General features: G+C 69.7%; 1 protein-coding gene. It reads right to left on the bottom strand.

Annotation, left to right across the window (positions count from 1 at the left end):
* Positions 1-7: 7 nt before the first annotated feature.
* Positions 8-1,402 (bottom strand): IS200/IS605 family accessory protein TnpB-related protein (locus ACH4NX_RS38385; RefSeq protein ID WP_398130383.1); only part of this gene is annotated, 1,395 nt, incomplete at its 5' end.

Genomic DNA, 1,402 nt, shown 5'->3' with positions numbered 1-1,402 from the left:
ACCGTTCCTAATCAGTGAGCAGGAGTGAGTCTTGGACTCGTACCTGGTCACTGCGGACATCCCGAACGGTTTTGGGTGTCCTGGTTGCCCGCGTACTCGCCGCGTCCGGTGGCACGGATCGTGTCCGTGGTCCGGGGATGCGGGGGCGGGGTTCCTCACGCCCAGGGGCACGCCGGTCGGCCTGGACGGTCCGATGCCCGTGCACATCGCTCTGGTGTGCACGGGGCGGTGCCGTCCGTCGCCGGATCGGGTATCCCTGGGCGCGTCGCCCGATCGCGATGCTCGCCGCATCGTGCCGGGTGGTCTTGCGGGTGGGGCCGGTCATCGGCTTCTGCCAGTGCTGAGCGCCCCACTTGCTGGTGTAGGCCGGGTCCACGGCGATGACGGCGATGCCTGTGGCGTCGGCCATGGAGGTCAGCCGGGCGCGGAGCCTGCCGGTCGGCATGCTGGAGATGAGTTGCCGGAACCGGCGCCTGCGCCCGTGCTTCTCTCTGGTTTTCTCGCTCTGGAAGTCGAGGTCTTCGACCGCGATGGCTCTGACGCCGCAGGTCTTGGCCCAGTGCAGCAGTCGTGTGAGGGCGTGCCGTACCTGGGCGTCGCGGTGCTGGGCGTTGCCGGACAGGTCGTAGGAGAACCGGCGCGGCCGGCCAGTCGGGTTGCCGTGCGTGTCGAGGCGCCATGCGGCGAGGTGGTCGGCGTTGGTGTCCACGCCGATCACGCCATCGGCGAGGGCGGATTCGAGTGGGACGGTCCTGGTGGGTGGGATCTGCCAGGAGGCGTCCACGTACCAGCGCCCGCGTCCTGTGTCGTAGTGGATGCGGTAGGCCACGGCCCTGCCGGCCTCCACGCGGTCGGCCCACTCCTGCCCTCGGTGGGGGAACCGCGCCTTCGCGGCGAGTACGTACCGGCCGTGCTTGGCGTTCGCCAGGCCGGAGAGCGGGGCGGGGAGCTTGACCGACATTTCTCCCTCGGGAGTGATGCGGATCGTCTCGTTGCCGAGCCTTTTCCCCGACTCGCCGTCCGCCTGGAGGAACCAGCGCCCGGCTTCCCACCGCTCACGCCACTCGGGCTCGGTGAGCTGCGCTTTGTCGAGGTGGTGACGGGTGCCCAGGAGACGTTTACCGCCACGCACGACGTGTACTCGGCCTGTTTCCCGGTCGGCCCGGACCTTCTCGAGCCGGTCCTCCAGCACATGCAGGCGGCGTGCTTTGTGGAACCACTCGTGCGCGGAGCGGTAGCCACCCGGAGCCCGCTTGGTGCCCTTCTGGCCGACCGGCAGCGACAGCCGGTGCCGGATCGTCGTGATACCGGCTTCAAGGGACTGGACGTGTGCGGCCTGGCCGCGCCGGGCGAGCGCCCACTGGTCATGCGTGGCTTTCGTGACCGACCCGGCCCACCTGGA

Source organism: Streptomyces sp. NPDC017225, from assembly GCF_044331465.1.
GTDB lineage: Bacteria > Actinomycetota > Actinomycetes > Streptomycetales > Streptomycetaceae > Streptomyces.
Note: the sequence above shows the minus strand (reverse complement) of the source record. Positions and strands in the feature narration are given on the sequence as shown.